The organism is Lactococcus garvieae subsp. garvieae (assembly GCF_029024465.1).
Lineage (GTDB): Bacteria > Bacillota > Bacilli > Lactobacillales > Streptococcaceae > Lactococcus > Lactococcus garvieae.
On sequence record NZ_CP118950.1, the window covers coordinates 1,997,804 to 2,017,928 of the forward strand.

Genomic DNA, 20,125 nt, shown 5'->3' on the forward strand with positions numbered 1-20,125 from the left:
TTCCAAATGAAATGTTTTGTCGGTTTAGACGTCAGCTCTACCAAACTCGATGTGTGCATCATGTCAAATGACACGGAACTTGGAGTCTTGTACGCTGCTTCACTTACCAATGATATGATTGGTGCTTCTGAAATCAAAGAACAAGTACTCTCACTTAACGAAAAGTATGAATTTAATAGAGTCGTCATTGGCATGGAAGCCACATCCCTCTACAGTTTTCATCCTGCAATGTTCTTCCACGAAGACTCGGAGTTAAAGCAGCTCGGAGTCGAGGTCATGGTGGAACAACCAGCCAAAATAAAGAAATATCGTGAGGCATTCGAAGAAAACAAGAATGATACCCTTGATGCTTTCTACATCGCGGATTACTTCCGCATTGAACGCTTTACAAGATCTTATCTTAAAGAAGAAAAGTATCTGGCACTACAACATCTCACAAGAACTCGACTTCAGCTCGTGGAACAATTAGTACGTACAAAACAACACTTCATTGAAAACATCTACTACAAGTGCAATACGCTCTCTGCGGAATTAAAGAATGAAGAATTGAGTACCTCTGTTTGGTCTGCCACAATTATGACACTCATGACCGAAGATTACACGCTAGATGAACTCGCAAATACTCCTCTTGAAGATTTCACGGAACTCATCCAGAAACTCGGGCGAGGTCGCTTCAAAGCTCCTGAGAAACTTGCAAAAGCAATAAAAGCTGCCATAAAAGGAAGTTACCGCTTATCACTCGTCCAACAAGATTCTGTCAATATTGTACTCAGTCTCCTTGCTCGCGAAATACGGAGTTTAGAGAAGATGATTAAAGAAATTGATCGAGCCATTGAAGACATGGTAGAAATTATCCCTGAATACCAATGTTTGACCAGTGTACCTGGTATTGGAAAGGTATTCGCTGCAGGAATTATCGCTGAAATAGGACAGATTGAACGCTTTAAAGACCATCCTCAAGTCGCTAAATATGCTGGCTTGAATTGGAAAGAAACACAATCTGGCAATACCTCATCTCAAAATACTTCTCTTGCAAAACGAGGCAATCGTTATCTTCGCTATTACTTAGTTGAAGCCGCCAACTCTGTACGAAGACATAACGTGGAATACGCAGAGTTTTACAAGAAAAAGAAAGATGAAGTCCCCAAACATAAACACAAAAGAGCCGTCGTTTTAACCGCAAGAAAACTTGTGCGTCTGGTGGATGTGCTACTACGCAACCACCAACTCTATACGCCACCAAGGAGGTTTATGGAAGATAATTAGTTTTATCTGCACAATTCCTTGTCTAGCCTAGTAAAATTTGCCAAATTTTACTAGATTCTTTCGTGCTGTCTTTTTTCAAGATTTTTACTCAGAATCTAGCAACTTATCATTTGACTTAATACCACTAGACTTATACAACATTTGTCTTGTTACATTCGTAAGTTCGATTTCATCATAATCCAATAGAGTTATATTTCCAACTCCACTCGCTACCAGAGAATGGGCTGTATGCCCACCTGTCCCCCCTACACCTAATACTAATACATTAGCATCAAACAACTTCTTTTGCATTTCTTGGGCTGTAATGTAATCAATATTATTATATGAAGCAAAAAACAGTAGTAATCTATCATATTTAATTAATTGTTTTTCAGATAATAAATACGATTTAGAATTATCCAGAATCAAATTATTCTTTATAAAAATATCTTTGATAATCTTTTTCAATTCTTCCTTAGATATATCAATGTTATTGTTTCTTAGAGTTAATATTATTTCATTTAGTGTATGGTTTCCATCTAAGCAATAAGCAACATCTATCAGTATATTTTTAGGATCTTCATATCCCAAAACTTCCTCAGCAGATTTACCAATAATAGTTGTAGTCCCTTCTTTATCAAAAACTACACTTTTAATTTTCAAATTATCAAAATTCATAACTCTCCTTTTTAACTTCTAAAAAATTCAAAACTATTTTTTCATATAAACAAAAAACCCCTATATTAGTAGGGGAATATAAAATTAATTACCTTGGTGCATTGAAACTACACGTTCTGATACTTTTGATGAAACTTTTACTTTTGTGATAATCATATATTGCTCCCTTCATAAACATTTGTACTTTTTAGTACGCTTTCATTATATGTTATTTTCAGATAATTTGCAACTGTAAGGTGTATTCTTGTTATTCTTTATTTTAGCTAATAATATATACGATATTTTTTGTAAAAATCTACAAAATAAAAGGCTACTAAATATCATTCTACAGCAGTCCTTTATTTTATAAGTTTTATTATACACATTTCAGTATCTTGGTTAGTTTCTTGGTTAGTTATTTTTTTACTATCATTCAAAGCTTTATTCATAAAGGATTTCTGCTCTTAAATTTCATAAGTTCATTATAGCAGAAAAGCTGTTTTACTGCCTTTTCCTTTATCCTCAAATAAAAAAACGACCAGAAGGTCATTTTTTATTTATGCTTTCTTAACAACTGAGCCCTTCAACCCAATGGCCCCAAAACCATCAATTTTTGAATCTATATAGTGTTCATTTTTCCCAAATTCATTGATGCGGATATTTTTAACTTTTGTACCTTTTTTAATGGGTTTTGGCATTCCTTTGACGGGGAGATCTTGAATGATAATTACAGCATCTCCATCAGCTAAAGGCTGTCCCACACTATCAAGCACCACAAATTTGTCTGCTTCTAGATCTGCTTGTGTAAATTCGTTACCACATTCTGAGCAGCCAAATGTCGTGTCTGACAGCTCATAGGTATATTCACTTGAACAAGTTGGGCATTTAGGTGTTTCCATTTTTTCTCCATTCTCTGGTTTTAATTGTTGGTATTGTTTATTATACGTTTAATCTACTTTATAGAAAATTGCTTGTTGTACTGCTAATTTTTGTCTTTCTGGAAGGCTCTGCGCACTTGGACCAAAAGTGTTGGACAGCCAAAGACGTGGTTTTGCTTTGTCTGTATCTGCCCAATCATAACCTGTGGGAATAAAGGAGAGTCCTGCTCCAGCAGGAGAACCTTCAGGATTACTATTTACCATGAGAAAGCCTTGATTTTGCAGATTATCTGTTGTTAGAGGAGTAAGAACAAGTTTGGTTTTCCGTCCATCCTCTACAATGTAACACTGATTATTTTCAAAAGTTATTGTGCTGCCGTTCAAAGCTTTCCAAGTCCCTTGGACACTTGAATAATCACCTTGAATAATTTGTTCTAAATTCATCTCAGAATTTAAGCTTGTCAATTGGGCAGAATCAATTACTCTGGAAGCTATTTTTTCAGTCGCTTGTTTCGCTGTGGGAGTTTCAAAATAATTTGCAAGAACTGTATTTATTTTTGTTGTTTGCTCTTCTGTTTCCCATGTTTCAGCATTGATATAATTATATTTAACTGTCGCTTGGTTAATTTTTAAATTAACTTTATGGATGATTTTGTTTGAATCATACCACTCTATTGCACCATCCTCAAGATCCCCTGTCATTGCCATATGGTCCGATGACAAAATCGTGGTTTGAGGATTCAATTGAGCATAGGATTGGGCCAATAAAGCAATTTGTTGGTTAAGATCCAAGCTTTTCCATTCTGTTAAAGCTATGGATATCGGATCTGATTTACTCGCTTGAGTTGAACTCGCACTCGTTAGCGAACTTTCTGAAGTTCTGTGTTGATTTAAAGCTCGCGCAGTGTCTTTTTTAGGTTTAGGAGAGAAAACAACAATCAGAAATATAGCTATTCCAATAAGTAAAAGACCTGCAAGAAGTCCTCCTAAAATAATCCTTCTCTTTTGTGGCTTTTTATCCATGCTCCTATCCTCGCTTTCTCCAGCCCTGCTCCTTGTACGTATCTCCCTATAGTGTACTATATTATGAAAAAAATCTCAAAGACTCACTAAAAAATAAAGACAACAAAAAAACAGAGGAGCTAAGCTTCTCTGTTTCTAACGTTAAATAACAGAATTATTTAGCGATTTTAGCGAAGTATTCAAGTGTACGAACGAGGTTAGATGTGTAAGACATTTCGTTATCGTACCAAGCAACTGTTTTAACCAATTGAACGCCGTCAGCTGTAGTAACTTCAGTTTGAGTAGCGTCAAAGAGTGAAGAGTTAGAGATACCTACGATATCAGATGAAACGATTTCATCTTCGTTGTAACCGTAAGATTCGTTAGATGCTGCTTTCATAGCTGCATTTACTTCTTCAACAGTAACTTCTTTATCAAGAACTGATACAAGTTCTGTCAATGAACCAGTTGGAACTGGTACACGTTGTGCGTGACCTTGAAGTTTACCATTCAATTCTGGCAATACAAGACCGATAGCTTTAGCAGCACCTGTTGAGTTAGGTACGATGTTTTCAGCTGCAGCACGTGCACGACGGAAGTCACCACCACGGTGTGGGCCATCAAGAGTCATTTGGTCACCAGTGTAACCGTGGATAGTTGTCATTGTACCAACTTTAAGACCGAAGTTTTTGTTCAAAGCATCAGCCATTGGTGCGAGACAGTTAGTAGTACATGATGCACCAGAGATAACTGTTTCTTCACCAGTCAAGATTTCGTGGTTAGTGTTGAAAACGATAGTTTTAACATCGTTTCCACCAGGTGCTGTGATAACAACTTTTTTAGCACCGTTAGCGTGCAAGTGTTGTTCAGCTTTTTCTTTAGTTGCGAAGAAACCAGTTGCTTCAAGAACGATTTCTGCACCATCTTCAGCCCAGTTGATGTTAGCTGGGTTAGCTTCTGCAGTAACTTTTACAAATTTACCATTAACTTCGAAACCACCATCTTTAACTTCAACTTCACCGTCGAAACGACCTTGAGTTGTGTCATATTTCAACAAGTGAGCAAGCATTGCTGGATCTGTAAGGTCGTTGATTGCTACTACTTCAACACCTTCAACGTTTTGAATACGACGGAAAGCAAGACGACCGATACGTCCGAAACCGTTAATACCAACTTTAACTACCATGAGTAAGTCTCCTTATAGGTTTAAAATTTTGTTTATAGAGAAATTCTCTATCACTAAGTTAATCATTTAACTTACTCTTACATTTTAACACTTTTTTGAGATTTTGCAAACATAAAAGCCGGAAAATAGGCACAACCGTGGGAACGAAGAGGAAAACGTTTACATTTGTCTACTTCCACATATTTCTAATAAAAAAATAACAGTATTGCCACTGTTATTATTTTCCGAAAAGTTTGGCAAAGAAACCTTTTTCTGATTCCGCCTTCATTTCAAGTAAAAATTGATTATTATCACTCAAAGATTTTTCCATCAGTTCTTGTTGACGGTTGATTTGTTTATCTTTTTCTGCAATTTGTGCATCTTTGGCCATCAATTGCTGATTAAGGCGGTCAATTTCTGCATTCTTGTCTTTCATCAGATTTGAAACCAACTCAAAAACAGCTGTGTCCGTTGGCGATGTTGAAAGTTCTTGTGTGTTATCCTTATCATCAACAACTTCCGCCTGCGCTGTCACAACCTTGCCATAAAGGCGTTCAAGTTCATGAATGCCGCCCTCATTAATTACAGTAACATTTTTTTCATTTTTCTCTACATATTGCTCGTCTAGCTGCTTGATGCGTTTATTCATCGCTTGGCGAGTCACACCAAAAAGTTCTGCAAGTTCACTTACTGTTTTCGTTTCCATATCTACCATAATACCACATTTTTAGCTATTTATACAGCTTTTTCTGAACGCTAAATCGTTTTGTAACAAATGATAAAAATATTATAATTATATTATAAAACATTTTATAAATTAGGACAAAAAGTAGAATAGAGGATTTATGAATTATAAGAAAAGTAATATAAAAAAGATTAAAGAGTACTATAAAACCAGCACTTCAGAGGGTTTAAATAAAGAGCAAGTTACCGCTCACCGAGCGAAATACGGCAGCAATGTTTTTCAAGAAGCCAAAGAAAAAAGTATTTTTCAAAAGCTTTTGAAGCATCTACTTGAGGTAATGAATCTTGTTTTAATCATTGTCTCAGTTCCTGCTTTTTACCTCTCGATGGATACTGGTAACTTCACTAAACCCATCGTTATTCTGTTAATCGTTGTCATCAATGTCATCGTTGCCCATATGCAAGAGGAACGTGCCGAAACAGCATTATCAGCCCTCAAGAAATTATCAGCCCCTAATTCTACGGTTATACGTGAAGGGAAGCTAAGCACCATTCCTTCTGAGGAATTGGTTGTCGGTGATTTACTTCAGCTCAACGCTGGCGAACAGGTTGGTGCTGATGTTCGTCTCCTTTCAGCAAATAGCTTACAAGTCGATGAATCTTCACTCACAGGGGAATCAGAACCAATAGAAAAAGATGCTTCACGCGAGATTCTTGAAGACGTGCCTTTGGGAGACCAAGTAAACATGGTTTTCTTGGGAACAAATGTGCTTAATGGTACAGCGAAGGGTATTGTTGTTGCTACAGGAATGAAAAGTCAAATGGGACAGATTGCCCAACTTTTAGAAGACCAGGTTAAAGGGAAAACACCCTTACAAAAACGGATTGATTCATTAGCGAAGCGTCTTGCCGCAATTGCTTTTGGCGCGGGTGCAATCATCTTTATTGTCAATTTATTGCACGGTGGTATTCCTTTCAGTGAAAACATGATGACAGCTGTTATTCTTGGTATTGCTGCCGTGCCGGAAACCCTTCCAGTCATCGTGACCTTATCCCTTGTTTATGGTGTAGAAAATATGGCGTATAAAAAAGCCATCATTCGTAACATTCCTGCAGTTGAAACCCTCGGAAATGCTTCTGTCATTGCTTCCGATAAAACAGGAACACTTACTCAAAACCAGATGACTATTCAAAGACTCTGGGTACAAGGAGAAGAAATTTGGCATAAGGACCAACTCTCGGATAAAGAGAAAGATTTAATTTACAAGTTTGGTTTAGTATCTAATGCGACAGCCGCACAAGACGAAGGAAAATGGGTCACTCACGGCGATCCAACGGAAACAGCCATCATCAACTTCCTCATCGCGCATAATGCTTACCAGCCCGATAAAAATCCCCCGCGTCTCTTGGAACTTCCTTTTGATTCTACCAGAAAAAAAATGACGGTTGTTGTACCTCACGAAAGCGGAGGCTACCTCGTTATTACAAAAGGAGCCTTTGATCGGCTGGTCCCGGATCATTTTAGCGAAGCACATAATATTCACGACACCTTTGCAGAAAACGCTTTGCGTGTCCTTGCTCTTTCCTACAAAGTAATTGAAGAGATTCCAGAAAATCATCAATTATTGGAAGAAGATCAAACATTCTTAGGAATTATTGGAATGATTGATCCTCCACGACCTGAAAGTAAACACGCCGTAGCTGAAGCCCGTACTGCTGGAATTATTCCTGTAATGATTACAGGGGATCATGCCTTAACTGCTAAAGCAATCGCAGAGGAACTTGATATTTACCGTGAGGGGGACTTGGTCGTAGATGGGATTACCTTGGCCAACATGACCGATGAGGAGCTCAAGGAAAAGATTGAAAAAATTTCAGTCTATGCACGTGTCTCGCCTGAAGACAAACTCCGAATTGTGAAAGCTTGGCAGGATAAAAAACATATTGTTGCCATGACTGGTGACGGTGTCAATGATGCTCCCTCATTGCGGGCGGCAGATGTCGGAACCGCAATGGGAATCGCTGGAACAGAAGTAGCCAAAAATGCCTCTGATATTATCTTAGCTGACGATAATTTTGCGACGATTGTGAGTGCAATTGCTGAAGGACGTCGTGTTTACATTAACATTAAAAGAACGATTTATTATCTTCTTTCTGCCAATGTTGCCGAAATACTTATCATGCTGTTTGGGGCTATTATTGGTTGGGGGTTGCCACTTACAGGCATGCAACTTCTCTATATCAATGTCCTTGCAGATGGTATTCCTGGATTTGGCTTAAGCCGAGAAACCTCTGATAAGTACATTATGAAAAAAACACCTATCGATGTAAACGAAAGCCTCTTCTCTAGGGGCGTTTCACAACGTATCCTCACATCGTCCACAACCTTTATCATTATTTCGCTGATCGGGTTCTATATTGGAAGATTTGTAGAAATAGCAGGAACAACTCCAAGTATGCAAGTTGGACAATCAATGACATTTCTCGTCCTCGCTCTTGCTTCAACTTACCATATCTTTAATGCTCGGAGTAACGATTCCATATTTAAAGATGGTTTGTATTCAAATAAAACAATTTTCTGGACAACTATTATATCCTTGTTCATCACCTTTATCTTCACACTTACACCTTTACGATCATTCATTGATGTTGTGCCCCTCACAACAACACACTGGCTTATTGCCATACTCCTCTCACTTCTGATCTTTGTTGTGATAGAACTTGAAAAATTCTTCATCAAGAAGGCAAACAAAACTTTCCTTGCCTAAGATAAATTACACCACTTTCGCTTTTAGTGAAAGTGGTTTTCATATATTAATTTTCAATAAAAACAAAAAAGACCTAAGAATACTTAGATCTTTTATTTTATGCCGAAGGCCGGGGTCGAACCGGCACTCCCGTGAAGGAACCAGATTTTGAGTCTGGCGCGTCTGCCTATTCCGCCACTTCGGCAACAGACTTTTCTCAAATAAAATATTTGAACTGGGGTAGCTGGATTCGAACCAACGCATGAGGGAGTCAAAGTCCCTTGCCTTACCGCTTGGCTATACCCCATTAAAAGGGCGGATGACGGGAATCGAACCCGCGAGTGCCAGCGCCACAAGCTGGTGTGTTAACCACTTCACCACATCCGCCATAATACAAACACGGGCAGCAGGAATTGAACCCACACCAAAGGTTTTGGAGACCTTTGTACTACCTTTATACTATGCCCGTAAAACTATGGAAGGGGAGGGATTCGAACCCCCGAACCCGAAGGAGCGGATTTACAGTCCGCCGCGTTTAGCCTCTTCGCTACCCTTCCGCTATTTAATTGTCATTGAATATATTATAACATATTCAATGGGAGTTAACGGGATCGAACCGCTGACCCTCTGCTTGTAAGGCAGATGCTCTCCCAGCTGAGCTAAACTCCCAATCACTTGGCATTTACCATATCTCACAGGGGGCAACCCCCAACTACTTCCGGCGTAATAGGACTTAACTTCTGTGTTCGACATGGGAACAGGTGTATCTCCTATGCAATGAATACCAAATCATGGTCTGAATGTATTGAACACTCAAAACTAAATAACAATCTCTTGATAAATAAGTAAAGCTAAACTCATATGTTCTATTACTTGGTAAAGTCCTCGAGCTATTAGTACTGGTCCGCTCCATCCCTCGCAGGACTTCCACTTCCAGCCTATCAACCTGATCATCTCTCAGGGCTCTTAATTCATAAAGAATGGGAAATCTCATCTTGAGGTGGGCTTCGCACTTAGATGCTTTCAGCGCTTATCCCTTCCCTACATAGCTACCCAGCGGTGCTCCTGGCGGAACAACTGGTACACCAGCGGTAAGTCCACCCCGGTCCTCTCGTACTAAGGGCAGATCCTCTCAAATTTCCTACGCCCGCGACGGATAGGGACCGAACTGTCTCACGACGTTCTGAACCCAGCTCGCGTGCCGCTTTAATGGGCGAACAGCCCAACCCTTGGGACCGACTACAGCCCCAGGATGCGACGAGCCGACATCGAGGTGCCAAACCTCCCCGTCGATGTGAACTCTTGGGGGAGATAAGCCTGTTATCCCCAGGGTAGCTTTTATCCGTTGAGCGATGGCCCTTCCATGCGGTACCACCGGATCACTAAGCCCTAGTTTCCTACCTGCTCGAGTTGTAGCTCTCGCAGTCAAGCTCCCTTATACCTTTACACTCTACACATGATTTCCAACCATGTTGAGGGAACCTTTGGGCGCCTCCGTTACTCTTTAGGAGGCGACCGCCCCAGTCAAACTGCCCGACAGACACTGTCTCCCACGCCGATTATGCGTGTGGGTTAGAGCAACCATGAAGCAAGGGTAGTATCCCAACAGCGACTCACTTGAAACTAGCGTCCCAAGGTCAAAGTCTCCTACCTATCCTGTACATGCTTCACAGGTACTCAATATCAATCTGCAGTAAAGCTCCATGGGGTCTTTCCGTCCTGTCGCGGGTAACCTGCATCTTCACAGGTACTAAAATTTCACCGAGTCTCTCGTTGAGACAGTATCCAAATCATTACGCCTTTCGTGCGGGTCGGAACTTACCCGACAAGGAATTTCGCTACCTTAGGACCGTTATAGTTACGGCCGCCGTTTACTGGGGCTTCAATTCAGAGCTTCGACTAATGTCTAACCCCTCCTCTTAACCTTCCAGCACCGGGCAGGCGTCACCCCCTATACATCACCTTGCGGTTTAGCAGAGAGCTGTGTTTTTGATAAACAGTTGCTTGGATCTTTTCACTGCGGCTGTATTTCTACAGCACCCCTTCTCCCGAAGTTACGGGGTCATTTTGCCGAGTTCCTTAACGAGAGTTCTCTCGATCACCTGAGGCTACTCGCCTCGACTACCTGTGTCGGTTTGCGGTACGGGTAGTATTGAATTAAACGCTAGAAGATTTTCTTGGCAGTGTGACATCAAGGGCTTCGCAACCGTAGTTGCTTCCCCATCACAGCTCAATGTTAAAGGAAAATGCATTTGACACATTCCACACCTCACTGCTTAGACCAGAATCCATTAACTGGCTCCCTTTAGCCTACTGCGTCCCTCCATCACTAACAATACTAGTACAGGAATATCAACCTGTTGTCCATCGACTACGCCTTTCGGCCTCGCCTTAGGTCCCGACTAACCCAGGGCGGACGAGCCTTCCCCTGGAAACCTTAGTCTTACGGTGGATAAGATTCTCACTTATCTTGCGCTACTCATACCGGCATTCTCACTTGTAATCGCTCCAGCACCCCTCACGGTATACCTTCATCGCTGATTACAACGCTCTCCTACCATTTAATTAATATTAAATCCACAGCTTCGGTAATATGTTTAGCCCCGGTACATTTTCGGCGCAGGGTCACTCGACTAGTGAGCTATTACGCACTCTTTGAATGATAGCTGCTTCTGAGCTAACATCCTAGTTGTCTGTGCAACCCCACATCCTTTTCCACTTAACATATATTTTGGGACCTTAGCTGGTGGTCTGGGCTGTTTCCCTTTCGACTACGGATCTTAGCACTCGCAGTCTGACTGCCGCACATGTGTATTAGCATTCGGAGTTTATCTGAAATTGGTAACCCGAGATGGGCCCCTCATCCAAACAGTGCTCTACCTCCAATACACTTAAATTGCGACGCTAGCCCTAAAGCTATTTCGGAGAGAACCAGCTATCTCCCAGTTCGTTTGGAATTTCTCCGCTATCCACAAGTCATCCAAACACTTTTCAACGTGTCCTGGTTCGGTCCTCCAGTGCGTCTTACCGCACCTTCAACCTGCTCATGGATAGGTCACTAGGTTTCGGGTCTACATCATGATACTAAAGCGCCCTATTCAGACTCGCTTTCGCTACGGCTCCGCCTCTTCAGCTTAACCTCGCATCATAACGTAACTCGCCGGTTCATTCTACAAAAGGCACGCTCTCACCCATTGACGGGCTCGAACTTCTTGTAGGCACACGGTTTCAGGTGCTATTTCACTCCCCTCCCGGGGTTCTTTTCACCTTTCCCTCACGGTACTGGTTCACTATCGGTCATTAAGGAGTATTTAGGCTTGGGAGATGGTCCTCCCGGATTCAAACTGGATTTCGCGTGTCCAGCCCTACTCAGGATACTGCTAGGTATAAAGTCTATTTCAAATACGAGGCTATTACTCTCTTTGGCTTACCTTCCCAGGTAATTCTTCTATAGACTTTAAGTCCACGTTGCAGTCCTACAACCCCAAGAAGCAAGCTTCTTGGTTTGGCCTGTTTCCCGTTCGCTCGCCGCTACTTAGGAAATCGTTTTTACTTTCTCTTCCTGCAGGTACTTAGATGTTTCAGTTCTCTGCGTTACCTTCGCGTAAGCTATGTATTCACTTACGGATACTATGCATAACATAGTGGGTTTCCCCATTCGGAGACCTAGGGATCAATGCGTACTTACTGCTCCCCCTAGAATATCGTCGTTAGTCACGTCCTTCTTCGGCTCTTAATGCCAAGGCATCCACCGTGCGCCCTTATTAACTTTGCCATTAAAACAAGTATAAGTTTTTTCGAACTCTTTAAAAGAATTCGCAGCTTTACAGAAATGTTTAAAACATTTCTCGGTTTATTTATCGTTATAAGATATTGTTATTTAGTTTTCAATGATCAATTCCTATTTTAACGTCTTCGTTGACCAGATACTTCCGTATCTTATGGAGCCTAGCGGGATCGAACCGCTGACCTCCTGCGTGCAAAGCAGGCGCTCTCCCAGCTGAGCTAAGGCCCCTTCTCTCAACGCAATCTTCTCTATCTTGCATCAAAAGACTGCTTGTTGGTCTTTATAGACCCCTCAAAACTGAATAAAGTAGAACAACATCTTTTTTTATATTCCTTAGAAAGGAGGTGATCCAGCCGCACCTTCCGATACGGCTACCTTGTTACGACTTCACCCCAGTCATCGGTCTTACCTTAGGAAGCGCCCTCCTTGCGGTTAGGCAACCTACTTTGGGTACTCCCAACTTCCGTGGTGTGACGGGCGGTGTGTACAAGGCCCGGGAACGTATTCACCGCGGCGTGCTGATCCGCGATTACTAGCGATTCCGACTTCATGCAGGCGAGTTGCAGCCTGCAATCCGAACTGAGAATGGTTTTAAGAGATTAGCGCACCCTCGCGGGTTGGCGACTCGTTGTACCATCCATTGTAGCACGTGTGTAGCCCAGGTCATAAGGGGCATGATGATTTGACGTCATCCCCACCTTCCTCCGGTTTATCACCGGCAGTCTCACTAGAGTGCCCAACTTAATGATGGCAACTAGTAATAAGGGTTGCGCTCGTTGCGGGACTTAACCCAACATCTCACGACACGAGCTGACGACAACCATGCACCACCTGTATCCCGTGTCCCGAAGGAACTCCTTATCTCTAAGGATAGCACGAGTATGTCAAGACCTGGTAAGGTTCTTCGCGTTGCTTCGAATTAAACCACATGCTCCACCGCTTGTGCGGGCCCCCGTCAATTCCTTTGAGTTTCAACCTTGCGGTCGTACTCCCCAGGCGGAGTGCTTAATGCGTTAGCTGCGCTACAGAGAACTTATAGCTCCCTACAGCTAGCACTCATCGTTTACGGCGTGGACTACCAGGGTATCTAATCCTGTTTGCTCCCCACGCTTTCGAGCCTCAGTGTCAGTTACAGGCCAGAGAGCCGCTTTCGCCTCCGGTGTTCCTCCATATATCTACGCATTTCACCGCTACACATGGAATTCCACTCTCCTCTCCTGCACTCAAGTCTCCCAGTTTCCAATGCACACAATGGTTGAGCCACTGCCTTTTACATCAGACTTAAGAAACCACCTGCGCTCGCTTTACGCCCAATAAATCCGGACAACGCTTGGGACCTACGTATTACCGCGGCTGCTGGCACGTAGTTAGCCGTCCCTTTCTGGTTAGATACCGTCACTTAAGTAATTTTCCACTCTACTTAACGTTCTTCTCTAACAACAGAGTTTTACGATCCGAAAACCTTCTTCACTCACGCGGCGTTGCTCGGTCAGGGTTGCCCCCATTGCCGAAGATTCCCTACTGCTGCCTCCCGTAGGAGTCTGGGCCGTGTCTCAGTCCCAGTGTGGCCGATCACCCTCTCAGGTCGGCTATGTATCATCGCCTTGGTAGTCCTTTACACTACCAACTAGCTAATACAACGCGGGATCATCAAGTAGTGAAGCAATTGCTTCTTTTAAATAAGAATCATGCGATTCTCATTGTTATGCGGTATTAGCGTTCGTTTCCAAACGTTGTCCCCCGCTACTCGGCAGATTTCCCACGCGTTACTCACCCGTTCGCCGCTCTTCATAAAAATAGCAAGCTATCTTTAATCATCGCTCGACTTGCATGTATTAGGCACGCCGCCAGCGTTCGTCCTGAGCCAGGATCAAACTCTCATTTAAATTTAGTTCATCAAATGAACTGGCTGTTGTTTTGTCTTTCATTATTGAATTGACAGTTGGTATACAAGAAGTTCCCTTCTCGCATATAGTCATTCTACTTTATTCAGTTTTCAAAGGTCTATCGCTCTCACGGGAGATACGCTCTCTCGCGACAACTATTATATTCTATCAAACTACTCCCTCCCTGTCAAGAATAAACTGTGGTTTTTTACTTCTTTTTTTACCCTTGTTCGGAAAACCCCGCCGTTGTCACGTTCTTTAACACTAAAAAAATCAGACACCTAGTGTCTGATTTTTTAGTTCTATAATATTGGACTCAGTAATCGCGAAAAGTTTTGCTTGATTTTAAGCCAGAGAGATTGTTGAGCAATTTCTTCATCAGTAAGGAGGCTTGAATCTTTTAAGTCTGCCTCAAAAGTCTTTCTCATCTCTTCTGCTACTCCTTCATCATAGCAAAAAGCACTTATCTCAAAATTTAATTCGTAACTGCGTATATCTTGATTAGTTGTACCAAAAACGCCTAATTTCCCATCCATTACAAGAGTTTTAGAATGTATAAAGCCATTTGTATAATTGTATATTTTTACACCTTGTTTATGCAGATAATTTGCGTAATATTGCGTTGCTCTAAAAATAAAAGGATGGTCAGGCATATCGGGAATCATTATTCTTACGTCCACACCAGAATTCGCCGCGGCTACAAGTGCCGTTATCATCGAGTCATCAGGTATCAAATAAGGCGATTGAAGCCAGATATAGTCTTCAGCATCCATAATCATTTTAATAAAACCTGTTCTTAAGGTTTTATTATCATTTTCTGGACCGTTAGCCACAATCTGAATATCAATGTTTCCCTCTTCTTCTGGTACTACAAAATATGTATCTCTTCGTTCAAGTTTCTCTCGAGGATCTTTAACTGAAACATTCCAATCTCGAATAAATGTTTCCTGAAGACCGAAAGCTGCTGTACCAACGATTCTGCCATGTGTATCACGCCAGAAGCCAAACTTTTTACTGTTGTATATATATTGATCACCAACATTAAAACCACCAGTCCAGCCAATTTGACCATCTATCACTACTATTTTACGATGTAAATGATAGTTCAGTCGTGTTTTCATTAGCGCATTACGTGAGGTGATAAAGGCTGTAACTTTTCCTCCGGCTTCCTCTAAAGGTTTAAAGAAATCTTTTTTGGTTTTTCCTCCCCATGGGTCGTAAACCACTCTCACTTCAACACCTTCTTTAGCTTTCGCAATCAAATGATCGCGAAAAGCGGTCCCAATTTTATCATTAAAAAATGCATAGTATTCCACATGAATATTGTCTTTAGCATTTTTTATATCTTCAAATAAGGCTGAAAATTTATCTTCGCCATTGAGATAAAATTTCACGGTGTTCCCACGACAAAGCGGGGTACGTTCCATATTATTAAAATATCTTTTAAGTAATTTTTCGTGCGGTGTCATGTCTTTTGGTCCAAATTTTTCATTGTTTTCATGAACTCTTTGGCCAAGAATGGACAGGTTATATTTATTTTCTTCTTCAAAACGTCGCGTTGTTGTGCGATCCAGCCCTCGTCCTAAGAAAAGATAACCAAGGAATCCAACACCTGGTAAAAAAACTAAGAACATAAACCAAGCCAAAATACTGGCAATAGACCTCGGTTTACGAAAAATCGTCACAAGGGCAAGCACCGTGTTAATCGTTATCAGTGTTCCAATAAAGCTATAAATTGTCGCAAGTGACATAAAATATTTCTCCCTAAATAATCCTCTATAAAATAATATTGTTCATCCAATTATACCAAAATTAAGGGAATATTAAACGTCAGCTAGACATTAATATTCTATTGTGTAAAAATTTAAAATAAAAACGATTGGAATCTTCATTTCTATCGAAACATACCAATAGAAGTTTAGTCTATTATCGGTTATTCATTTTTATGAAAGATACTGTTTTTTTCATAAAAACAGCGCTATAATGTAAGATAAGTTTTAAAGGACAAGGAGGAATTTTTATGCAAATTACTTTCTTAACACAACTGGATTGGTTGATTCGACTAATATTAGCAGGAATTTGTGGCTATGCCATTGGTTATGAAAGAAATAGCCGTTATAAAAATGCTGGCACACGCACGCATTTAATTGTAGCTTTGAGTGCTGCCTTGATGATTATTGTCTCAAAATACGGCTTTATGGACATCATTAGTACCCATGGGGTCAATTTTGATCCTTCCAGAATAGCTGCTCAAATTGTAAGCGGAATTGGTTTCTTAGGGGCAGGATTGATTTTTGTTCACAATCAATCCGTTAGAGGCTTAACCACCGCTGCTGGAGTTTGGGCAACTTCTGGTATTGGGATGGCTATTGGTTCTGGATTATATTTTATAGGTATTGTAGCTACTTTACTCATTTTACTTTTTCAAATTATTTTACATCAAAATTATCGGTGGATAAAATCAGCAACAAGCAATCATCTTATCGTTCAATTAGAAGACTTTGAAGGTCTTCACAAGCTACAAAAACAACTGAAAAATGAGCATGTCGAAATCCTGAGTATAAAAGTCGAAAAAAAATCAAATAATTCTTTGAAAACGAATCTATATTTAAGATTACCCAAAACTTATGAACTTGCATCCCTGATGGCTCTTTTAGAGTCAAATAAGAAGATCAAGACAATTGAATACTGACCATAAGACCACGATTACTTAAATGCAGCCCTACGAAAAATATGAAAAAGACACCCGTAAAATACGGGTGTCTTTTATTTTTATATGGATAGAAAAAAGTGAATTTTACACCATTCTCCACCAAATAATAGTCCAAAACGTTGGTATATCTGAAACAGATTAACGTTTTGAGCGCCAAAGGTTTGATATTAGCACTTTTATATCCTTCTCTATCCTTACAGTTGAGCCATTCTATATTTTTAGAAAATGATAGATATGGATAAGAATTGATAGTTTTGGAATAGGAATGCACCAGACTTGCACCAAGATAGCAGAAATTGAATACATCTAATCAGTTCATTATTTCAATAAACTGATTTTTATTTTTCTATGACAAGAGGTTCAAATCCTTTTCTAATCAGCAGTTCATTACAAGCATAAATATCTAATGATCCACAACCATCTAAGATAATTTCATAAAGCATTTGTTCCTGATTTGAAAAACGTAAAATATAACCCGCATTTTCAATCAATTTGTGGCTAAGAATTGGTGGAAGCTTCATTCCTACACAAAGTGCAATGACAGATTTAAGTGTCGGATTTTCTCTTTTTCCGCTTCTTATTCTCGAAATACTTGCAACATCTAACTGGGAATCCTCAGCTAATTTCTCAACCGAAATTTCTCGCCATTTCATCAAAGCTTTTAGAGTTTCCCCAAGATTACTTGGAAAATTTGCTAACAAGTCCATCACATCTTGAGCATGAGTTGCGATATAGTCGGCTCTTTCCTCAACCGTAACATTATTCTCATCAGGACAGCTGATATTAAACTGAATGTCAGATTGCTTATCTCTGTTGAGAACTAAACTCAATGATAAAGCTTGATTCCCAGCCTTGACTTTTGCAGAAATTTCAAAGACAATACAGCACTCATCCATATGATGCCGAGCATAAGGAGTTAAAAACGGATTCCCGAAAACATCATGAGAAATATATTTAGGTTCATTCAAACAATAGTGAGATTCTACAAAAATTAATGCTCCACTTTCAACGTTTTTCTTTAATTCAGGATGAAAAAGAAGCTGTAATCCTGCATCTATCACACCTACAGAAAAAGTTTGATTGTTTTTAAGGAACCCCTTTTCCCATGAATGTGTGGGAACATAAACACCATCTATAAAGTTAAAGGCGCCTATTGCTTCATCATAACCAAGTTCAACCAGTCGAATTTTTGCGGAAAGTCTTGAAACTTCAAAAAAATGAGCTAGTTCATCAATCGCTTTTTCAATAACATCAAGTTCATCTTTTGAATCACTTCGTTCAACCAAGTGCTTGATGACAGCTTCCGCTTCCTGCTTAAACATTTTCCTTGGCATCATGATTTTAGGAGTCAAAGTCTGTGTGTGCCACTCCATCCAATCTGTTGCACTTGTTTTTGAGGATTTTTGCTCTACTGAAAGTGCTGTTGAGATATTTGATAAATCCTGCTGATAGGCTCTTTCCAACTCAAAAGCTTGTCTGTGCTTACCCCAGTGTACACACTCATGAACAATAGTATTGTTCACTACTCCCAAATTTCTGATATTTTCAAGGTTAGAATCTATAAGAACTGTACCTGCTTTTATCTCGCTATCAGGAGAGTCTTGAAAATAGATTTGTCCAAAGATTGAGCAGTCAGGAGTAATTTCTTTTTTCAATATCTCAAGTCCCATGTTTGTGGCTAGCTGATAGGGGTTAATTGCCTGTGGAACTTCCAAAGCAAGCGGATAATGTCTTCTCAAAAAATCTTCTGCAACTTTTTCCAAATCATTTTTCCAGATGAAAGGTACTAACTCATCAGACATTGGATTTTTGAACTCATTATTTGAACCTTTTTCATATTGCAAGATTTGCTTGATTTTGAATTTTTTTACTCCCGCATTCAACTCCCCATAACATTTTACCCTAAGCCACCTATTCGCCAATTCCCCCTCATAAGACTCACTCCATTTTTTCATAGAAATGTCGCAAATTATAATAACATCAAACTCAATCTCTTTTGGAGAAGTACTGTTAATATATATACTTTTAATCTCAATATCATCAACTTCTACCCATCCCAGATAAAATCCTAAATCCTTTTTGTTTGCAACTACAAATCTAGAGCTTGCCTCATAAAGTTGATTATAAAATTTCTTTTTTATATATTTTTTAAAGGAAGCCATTACCCACCTGTCTTACTCAAATAAAGGACTTAAAACCCTCACTTATTTCCCTTCGCACGATTATGCGACTTACAAAGCATTTCACAGTTAGATATATCAGTAACGCCACCTTTGCTCCATGCCGAAACATGGTCAGCATCCATGTCCTTGAACGCCCAAATTTTCGTACTCTTGGCATCATGTCCAATTTCACAGTAGGAGCAATTTGAAACTCCTTTTTCTTTAGCTACCGCAGTTTGTTTAGCATATACTGATTTCTTAGTCGCTTCGTCAAACACACGCACGTTCAATAACTTTTTATCTTGTTCTTTACCTAAGATATATTCAAAAATCCCTTTTTTATCTTTGACATAAGAGTCACCATATAGTTCATGGACTCGGATGGAAATTGCCGTTGGATTGTACGCCTGAGTATAATATGTTTCATACAAATTCCCCCAATCAAGTCCACGCATTTCTGTTTCAACATCAGTAAAAACACTAGAAATCCAGTCAATGACGCTTGTAAAGTAACCTTTTAATTCTGTGATATTCGTATTCTTCCTATGAGCACTCATATAATCACTAATATTATCTTTTGAAACCCACTTCAGTGCTGTTTTAAGATAATCTTGACGATTGATAGTTCCTGACACGTAAGCACTCCATTTTTGAACATTTGCATTCTGTGTATTTGAAAATTCTGCTTTAGCAAGCGTAACAAAGGGACCAGAATAAACAGCATTTAGCAGTTCTTGGTCATTTAATGGAACGCCAACAATGTTAATGGTTTTAAACCATTCTTTGATTTCACTTTCTGTTCCTTCGCACTCATAAACCAGAATCTCAGTTTGTAAAATCTTGTCTTGCAAATTTTGAGCTAAGCCACTAAAATACTGTTGCATCCCGTTGGTATCTTTAATAGCAAATTTCCCCTTAACGAATCTACCAAAGGATGTAATCCGTTGCTGCCCATCTAAGACTTCAAAACACTCACTATCAACTTTATTGAAATAAACCAATCCTAATGGGTATCCCTTCAAAATTGACTCAATAACTGCAATGTCTCTTTTTCCGTCAGCATATATATAACTACGTTGATATTCCGGCTGAATAGTTAATTTTCCAGCCAATCCAAAAAGTCCTTTACCTTCAAGTTCATTATAAATAAATCCATCACAAATCTCGGAAATTGTGTATGTTTTCCGTGTCGTTTCCAT

General features: G+C 40.0%; 11 protein-coding genes, 7 tRNA genes and 3 rRNA genes. 3 read left to right on the forward strand and 18 right to left on the reverse strand.

Annotation, left to right across the window (positions count from 1 at the left end; all coding sequences use genetic code 11):
* Positions 1-6: 6 nt before the first annotated feature.
* A complete protein-coding gene (locus PYW30_RS10065) occupies positions 7-1,266 on the forward strand; it encodes an IS110 family RNA-guided transposase (RefSeq protein WP_042219922.1) in 1,260 nt (419 codons plus the stop codon).
* Positions 1,267-1,350: 84 nt separating this feature from the next.
* Here the strand turns inward: PYW30_RS10065 and PYW30_RS10070 are convergent, their stop codons facing one another.
* From PYW30_RS10070 to PYW30_RS10090, 5 genes are all read right to left on the reverse strand, one after another.
* Complete coding sequence (locus tag PYW30_RS10070; RefSeq protein ID WP_150385317.1) at positions 1,351-1,923, reverse strand: ThiF family adenylyltransferase; 573 nt, start codon at positions 1,921-1,923, stop codon at positions 1,351-1,353.
* A 536-nt stretch (positions 1,924-2,459) separates the two neighbouring features.
* Positions 2,460-2,801, reverse strand: coding sequence for a zinc ribbon domain-containing protein YjdM (locus PYW30_RS10075; protein ID WP_003133078.1), 342 nt, complete (start codon positions 2,799-2,801; stop codon positions 2,460-2,462).
* Between the two features lie 48 nt (positions 2,802-2,849).
* Positions 2,850-3,803: a DUF6287 domain-containing protein gene (locus PYW30_RS10080; protein WP_042219864.1), complete on the reverse strand. Its 954-nt coding sequence runs from the start codon at positions 3,801-3,803 to the stop codon at positions 2,850-2,852.
* A 154-nt stretch (positions 3,804-3,957) separates the two neighbouring features.
* On the reverse strand, positions 3,958-4,968 hold the full coding sequence (gap, locus tag PYW30_RS10085; RefSeq protein ID WP_003133076.1) for a type I glyceraldehyde-3-phosphate dehydrogenase: 1,011 nt from the start codon (positions 4,966-4,968) through the stop codon (positions 3,958-3,960).
* A 217-nt stretch (positions 4,969-5,185) separates the two neighbouring features.
* Positions 5,186-5,662, reverse strand: coding sequence for a DUF536 domain-containing protein (locus tag PYW30_RS10090; RefSeq protein ID WP_003133075.1), 477 nt, complete (start codon positions 5,660-5,662; stop codon positions 5,186-5,188).
* Between the two features lie 130 nt (positions 5,663-5,792).
* Between PYW30_RS10090 and PYW30_RS10095 the strand changes: the two genes are divergently transcribed.
* Positions 5,793-8,399, forward strand: a complete 2,607-nt coding sequence (locus PYW30_RS10095) for a cation-translocating P-type ATPase (protein WP_042219867.1) — start codon at positions 5,793-5,795, stop codon at positions 8,397-8,399.
* A 100-nt stretch (positions 8,400-8,499) separates the two neighbouring features.
* Here the strand turns inward: PYW30_RS10095 and PYW30_RS10100 are convergent.
* The 11 genes from PYW30_RS10100 to cls form a co-directional block, all read right to left on the reverse strand.
* Positions 8,500-8,583 (reverse strand) — tRNA-Leu (locus tag PYW30_RS10100).
* Between the two features lie 30 nt (positions 8,584-8,613).
* A tRNA-Gln gene (locus PYW30_RS10105) sits at positions 8,614-8,685 on the reverse strand.
* Between the two features lie 7 nt (positions 8,686-8,692).
* Positions 8,693-8,765: transfer RNA gene (locus tag PYW30_RS10110), tRNA-His, on the reverse strand.
* Between the two features lie 11 nt (positions 8,766-8,776).
* Positions 8,777-8,847, reverse strand: a tRNA-Trp gene (locus PYW30_RS10115).
* A 7-nt stretch (positions 8,848-8,854) separates the two neighbouring features.
* A tRNA-Tyr gene (locus PYW30_RS10120) sits at positions 8,855-8,935 on the reverse strand.
* 39 nt (positions 8,936-8,974) lie between these two features.
* Positions 8,975-9,047 (reverse strand) — tRNA-Val (locus tag PYW30_RS10125).
* A 4-nt stretch (positions 9,048-9,051) separates the two neighbouring features.
* Positions 9,052-9,167, reverse strand: a 5S ribosomal RNA gene (gene rrf / locus PYW30_RS10130).
* A gap of 84 nt (positions 9,168-9,251) precedes the next feature.
* Positions 9,252-12,153, reverse strand: a 23S ribosomal RNA gene (locus tag PYW30_RS10135).
* Between the two features lie 167 nt (positions 12,154-12,320).
* A tRNA-Ala gene (locus tag PYW30_RS10140) sits at positions 12,321-12,393 on the reverse strand.
* A gap of 109 nt (positions 12,394-12,502) precedes the next feature.
* Positions 12,503-14,051: ribosomal RNA gene (locus tag PYW30_RS10145) — 16S ribosomal RNA — on the reverse strand.
* Together the 16S, 23S and 5S rRNA genes with 7 tRNA genes alongside form the textbook arrangement of a ribosomal RNA operon.
* A gap of 302 nt (positions 14,052-14,353) precedes the next feature.
* Entirely contained in the window at positions 14,354-15,802 is a 1,449-nt protein-coding gene (gene cls / locus PYW30_RS10150; RefSeq protein ID WP_023889510.1) for a cardiolipin synthase, read from the reverse strand.
* 269 nt (positions 15,803-16,071) lie between these two features.
* On the opposite strand from cls, the gene PYW30_RS10155 reads away from it, so the two are divergent.
* Positions 16,072-16,743, forward strand: a complete 672-nt coding sequence (locus tag PYW30_RS10155; RefSeq protein WP_042219553.1) for an MgtC/SapB family protein — start codon at positions 16,072-16,074, stop codon at positions 16,741-16,743.
* A 359-nt stretch (positions 16,744-17,102) separates the two neighbouring features.
* Here the strand turns inward: PYW30_RS10155 and PYW30_RS10160 are convergent, their stop codons facing one another.
* Complete coding sequence (locus PYW30_RS10160; protein ID WP_042219551.1) at positions 17,103-18,926, reverse strand: helix-turn-helix domain-containing protein; 1,824 nt, start codon at positions 18,924-18,926, stop codon at positions 17,103-17,105.
* Positions 18,927-18,964: 38 nt separating this feature from the next.
* Positions 18,965-20,125, reverse strand: coding sequence for an HNH endonuclease family protein (locus tag PYW30_RS10165; protein ID WP_042219549.1), 1,161 nt, complete (start codon positions 20,123-20,125; stop codon positions 18,965-18,967).

Bases quoted from the DNA above. Each gene is read 5' to 3' on its own strand.
- PYW30_RS10065 (WP_042219922.1), top strand. From the start codon at position 7: ATGAAATGTTTTGTCGGTTTAGACGTCAGCTCTACCAAACTCGATGTG.
- PYW30_RS10070 (WP_150385317.1), bottom strand. From the start codon at position 1,923: ATGAATTTTGATAATTTGAAAATTAAAAGTGTAGTTTTTGATAAAGAA.
- PYW30_RS10075 (WP_003133078.1), bottom strand. From the start codon at position 2,801: ATGGAAACACCTAAATGCCCAACTTGTTCAAGTGAATATACCTATGAG.
- PYW30_RS10080 (WP_042219864.1), bottom strand. From the start codon at position 3,803: ATGGATAAAAAGCCACAAAAGAGAAGGATTATTTTAGGAGGACTTCTT.
- gap (WP_003133076.1), bottom strand. From the start codon at position 4,968: ATGGTAGTTAAAGTTGGTATTAACGGTTTCGGACGTATCGGTCGTCTT.
- PYW30_RS10090 (WP_003133075.1), bottom strand. From the start codon at position 5,662: ATGGTAGATATGGAAACGAAAACAGTAAGTGAACTTGCAGAACTTTTT.
- PYW30_RS10095 (WP_042219867.1), top strand. From the start codon at position 5,793: ATGAATTATAAGAAAAGTAATATAAAAAAGATTAAAGAGTACTATAAA.
- cls (WP_023889510.1), bottom strand. From the start codon at position 15,802: ATGTCACTTGCGACAATTTATAGCTTTATTGGAACACTGATAACGATT.
- PYW30_RS10155 (WP_042219553.1), top strand. From the start codon at position 16,072: ATGCAAATTACTTTCTTAACACAACTGGATTGGTTGATTCGACTAATA.
- PYW30_RS10160 (WP_042219551.1), bottom strand. From the start codon at position 18,926: ATGGCTTCCTTTAAAAAATATATAAAAAAGAAATTTTATAATCAACTT.
- PYW30_RS10165 (WP_042219549.1), bottom strand. From the start codon at position 20,125: ATGGAAACGACACGGAAAACATACACAATTTCCGAGATTTGTGATGGA.